This window comes from Defluviitoga sp., assembly GCF_035349255.1.
Taxonomy (GTDB): Bacteria; Thermotogota; Thermotogae; order Petrotogales; family Petrotogaceae; genus Defluviitoga.
In genome coordinates, this window is record NZ_DAOPSE010000062.1 from 1 (window position 1) to 4,818 (window position 4,818).

General features: G+C 31.7%; 4 protein-coding genes. All 4 read right to left on the bottom strand.

Going from position 1 to position 4,818, the window contains the following annotated elements; all coding sequences use genetic code 11:
- A partial coding sequence (locus PKN74_RS07875) for a TIM barrel protein (protein ID WP_472310250.1) occupies positions 1-736 on the bottom strand: 736 nt, incomplete at its 3' end.
- A gap of 236 nt (positions 737-972) precedes the next feature.
- Positions 973-1,608: a class II aldolase/adducin family protein gene (locus PKN74_RS07880; RefSeq protein WP_472310252.1), complete on the bottom strand. Its 636-nt coding sequence runs from the start codon at positions 1,606-1,608 to the stop codon at positions 973-975.
- A 533-nt stretch (positions 1,609-2,141) separates the two neighbouring features.
- The gene (locus tag PKN74_RS07885; protein ID WP_472310254.1) at positions 2,142-3,662 is read right to left on the bottom strand and encodes an FGGY-family carbohydrate kinase; all 1,521 of its coding nucleotides are present in this window, start codon (positions 3,660-3,662) and stop codon (positions 2,142-2,144) included.
- A gap of 18 nt (positions 3,663-3,680) precedes the next feature.
- Positions 3,681-4,676: an exo-alpha-sialidase gene (locus PKN74_RS07890; RefSeq protein WP_472310256.1), complete on the bottom strand. Its 996-nt coding sequence runs from the start codon at positions 4,674-4,676 to the stop codon at positions 3,681-3,683.
- Positions 4,677-4,818: the final 142 nt, after the last annotated feature.

Consider the following 4,818-nt stretch of genomic DNA (forward strand, 5'->3'; position numbering starts at 1 on the left):
ATTTTCTTGAGTTGAAATGGAATCCCCCAAGTTTCCCCTTATAAGATAAAATGGAAACAATAAATTCAATGTTTGTACCTTGCGGATGGTGCCCTAAATCTATTAAAACCTTAACTTTTTCACCTAATTCTTTGGACAACATGAATGCTGTTCCCCAATCACACAGTAAAGTTGAATAAAAAGCGGGCTCGAAGAACTTATACTCTAGAAGCATTGTCATATCTTCATCTAATTCGTTTGTAATTTGCTTTAAAGAGTTTCCAAGTAATTCAAAAGAATGCTTAAAATCTATTTGTCCAGGATAGTCTGAACCATCAGGTATCCACATTGAGAGTACTTTTGAATTTGTTTGCCTCATTATTTCTATACATTCAAAAGTTTGCTCTATTGCTTTTCTTCGTATTTTGCTATCTGAGTTACTTAAAGAACCAAATAAATAACCCTCATCTTCAAAATAATTAGGGTTTACAGCACCTATCTTCGTTCCGTTTTCTTCTGCATAATCTTTTAATGCTGAGTAATCATCAACTTTATCCCATGGAATGTGTATTGCGACAGCAGAAACTGTATCTGTAATTTTATTTACAAAGGCTGCATCATCAATTTTTTCATATATATTCCTTGCTTCACCTGGAATATGAAATGCATGAAACCTTGTTCCAGACCTTCCAAATCCCCATGAAGGAACTTCTACTTTAAAATTACTTATTTTTTCTTTTATCTGTTTCAAATTCATGAATTATTCCTCCTATTGTATATTGTTATACTCACTTTAGAAATTATGAAACTCAGATTCTATAAATGTTTTGAATTTTAGTTTCTCCAAAAATACCTCCCCACTTCTAATTCTCACTAATTCTTAATTTTTTTAACTTTTTCGGTATTTGTACCGAAGGAGGGGGAGAGGGCTCCGCCCTAGACCCATTTTAAATTCAAAATTCCATTTTTAGAAAATTCTCATTTCTAAAGTCCCTATTTCTTATTAAAAAATTCTTTAAAGGCTTTTATTTTTTCTGTAGGAATTTCGTTTATGCCACCATACAATTTTGATATGAAGGATACTTCTGCAAGAAATTCTAAGGTTTCTAATTTCATGTAAGCTTCTTCCATATTTTTTCCAGCAACTGTAACCCCATGATTTTGAAGCACAAAAACTCGTGATCCGTTTTTCAAGCCTTCTTCAAAAGCATCTGCAAAGGCTTGAGTTCCGGGCATTTGATATTCAATATAAGTTATCGGATCTAAAACCAAAGCTGATTCTGGTAGAGCATATACTGGAAGCTTTTGGAAAGTTACTGCAAAAGAGGTTGCATATCTAGGATGAGCATGGATTATTGCTTTTACATCTGGATCCTTCTCATAAATCTTTATATGCATTCTTCTTTCAGAAGAAGGTTCTTTTTTACCTTCAATTTTGTTTCCATCTTTGTCAATAGTAATTATGTCGTCTTCAGTAAGAAAATGTTTGATGGTTGTAGTAGGAGTAATGTATATTTTATCATTGGTTCCTCTTATGCTCATATTCCCCCCTGTCCCATCCGTTAGTTTTCTATCCCATACTAACTTTGCAAACAACGCTACTTCCTTTTTTGATTGATTATCTGACATTGATATTCCTCCTAAGTGTGATTTTAAATTATAGAATTGAACAGTTTTTTTAAACATAATAAGTTGTTACTATTAATAGAGATATAAATGATTATGGTTATGAAGTTATTATAATATTTTGTAAAAGATGATCAGTATATGATAATATTCTGATATTACTTCATCATAGTATAACAAAGTAAGTCCTTAATTCAAAATAAAGATTATCAAAGATTTTTTGAGTTATTTTGAAATAGATGACTATAATTGAACATAAGTTGATTTTTTGCATATTTTTAACTTTATTTTAATTTGAATAATATAAAGGTAGTTTATAAAGAGAGAAAAAAGAATAAAAACACAATAAATTAAATTTAATTCATTTAGAAGACTAACCATATAAATAGAAAGTTGAAAGTTACTAACTATTGAGAAAAATGTATAATTAGTAGATATAACAAAATAGCAAATTATTCCCGAATATCAAAAAGGGGCTGGATTCAGCCCCTTTGAATTATGATTATCTATACTTAATTTAATTTTTTCTTATTCACTCATAATTGTTCCATAATTTTCTGTGTATTTAAGTATAATTGCTTGTATAGATTGTAATATTTATTGTAAGTTTGGTTGTTTGAATTGTTGGGTAAAGTATCTTCTTTAAATAGAGTCCATTTTTTAATGTCTTCTGGCTGTTTGAATATACCAGTTCCTAATCCAGCCAGAAATGCATCTCCTAAAGGTGCTTCAACATCTTGTTTTGTTCTTTTCATAACATACCCTGTAACGTCAGAAAAAATTTGAGTCCAAATGTCGCTCTTTGCTGTACCACCAACTAAATAACATTCTGGATCGAGTACTATTCCTGCATTTTGTGCTTCTTCGATATTATGTCTTAATGAATATGCAACGGCTTCCATGAAGGCTTTGTATAAATGATTTCTATTGTGATATAAACTTAATCCAATAATAGTTCCTTTTGCTTTGGAATCCCATATAGGTGATCTTTCTCCCATAAAATAAGGTAAAACAATTATTCCATCACTTCCAGCAGGAATGTCTTTTGAACCTAATTCTAGAAGTGTATAAGCAGAAACGCCTCTTTTATTTTCATATTCCTTTTCGTATTCGCCAAACTCTTCCCTAAACCATCTAATTATAGCTCCTGAAGTTGCTCCTCCGCCAAAGGTGTATATCTTTGTTAAATCGTCAACAACATAAGGATAACTAACTAATTCGGGTGTGAGATATTTCCCATCGTGAATATTTCCCCAGCATGTAGAAGTTCCAACCATTGCAACATGTTCGCCTTCATAAACAGCGCCGGCACTTAATTGGGCAACTGGAGCATCAATTCCCCCAGCTATTATAGGTGTTCCCTCTAAAAGCCCTGTTTCTTGGGCATATTTTCCAGACATTGTTCCTACAATATCAGAAGATTTTACTATTTTTTCAGGAAGTTTATCTAGGTCTATACCCAAAATTTCACACATCTCTTGGGACCAGTACTTTTTATGAATATCAAAAACACCTCCGATATTACCGGCAGAGGAGTAATCAATGATATTCTCACCTGTAAGTTTATATATGACAAAATCTTTTGGAGTCATAAATTTATATGTTTTATTCCACACTTCTGGTTCGTTATTCTTTATCCACATCATTTTAGTAAAACCGAAATAACTGTCTACATAGTTTCCGGTTATACGAAATATTTTATCTTTAGGAATATTTTGCTTTACAAACTTAGTTTCTTTAGTGGCTCGTCTATCCATCCAAATTAAACATGGTCTCAACGGGTTGAAATCTTTATCAACAGGTATGCCAGATCCACCATATAGCCCGCTTATCGCGACTCCTGTTATATTTTTGGGTTGAATCTGAGATTTTTCTATGACCCTTTTAAGTGTATCTATTACAGCATTAAACCATACATCAGGCCATTGTTCTGCCCAATTAGGTTGTGGAGTCAATACTGCATACTCTTTGGATGATTCTGAAATAACTTTTCCTTCTTCATCAGTAATCACTGATTTAGTGCTTTGAGTTCCTATATCTATCCCAATTAAGTACATATTTACCTCTCCTATGTATTAGATTTCGATTATTGCATAGGCAATTTTTTGCCTTTCATACGTATATGCAATCATTATTTTTGTTTCATCAATTATCTGAATCCATGGATAAGAGTATTCTTTATCTTGACTTTCTTCTAAAATTATTTCTTCGTTCCAGGTGTTTCCTCCGTCGCTTGACACAAAAATAGAAAGCTTTTCTCTTTTTCCCCAAAAACCTTCTTCAATATCAGATAATTTTCTAGGATCATGAGTGAGGTTTTCTTTATTGAGTCCTAATGGATTACAACAGCAAATTAGTAAATCTCTTGTTTTTTCTAAAGCAAGTCTTGAATTGGGATTTGGTATGTTAATAGAAATAGGTGTACTCCATTTTTTATTTTCAAAATTGTATAGGGTTTTATAGATAAAACCATCGCGAGTTCTTAGTAAAGAGAAGATCTGGCCATTCATTTCAACCATGTCTTGTTGAATATTACCTTTTTCAGTTTTTATTTCTCCAATTTTTTCCCATTTGTTTGAAGAGATATTATTGGTGATGTATGGAGTACTTATCCATAGTTTTTCATTATACATTGGAAAGATAAACCTGTTATCACTCAATTTAAGAATTTTAGTTCCAAACAAAAGATTTTCTCCTTGAAGAGAAAAAGGCTTTGGTTTTTTCCAAGAATACCCTTGATCATATGAGTCAGTATACCATAAAGATGATTCTGTCCAATCTTTACCCTCCATTGCACAATAATATACCCTAAACGTTTTTTCAAATAAAACTGGTGCTGTATTGCCTAGAGATCGTGAAGGATCATGAATGAACAACTTAGGGGTATCCCATTTGTCCGCATTAATATCATATCTTGATGATAAAATATCTACATCTTTTTCTCCTTCCCAAGAACCAGCAAACCAGAAAGCAATTATTTCGTTGTCATTAATTTTACACAAACTCACAGAATGTGAACTAGGTTTAGATGGAATTTTATCAAAAACAAAGGATTTATTAATAATTTTCATTTTTCACCTCAAATTTTCCATTTTCCTTGAACAAAAACATTTTTACGGACTTTTTAATCTAAAATTTGAAATGCTATACCTTTAACTTTACAAAAATGTACTAATTCTTCAATATAATCTCCATAGACTCCGTGTATATGGT

Coding starts and splice junctions, on each gene's coding strand:
- PKN74_RS07890 (WP_472310256.1), bottom strand. CDS start 4,676: ATGAAAATTATTAATAAATCCTTTGTTTTTGATAAAATTCCATCTAAA.
- PKN74_RS07885 (WP_472310254.1), bottom strand. CDS start 3,662: ATGTACTTAATTGGGATAGATATAGGAACTCAAAGCACTAAATCAGTG.
- PKN74_RS07880 (WP_472310252.1), bottom strand. CDS start 1,608: ATGTCAGATAATCAATCAAAAAAGGAAGTAGCGTTGTTTGCAAAGTTA.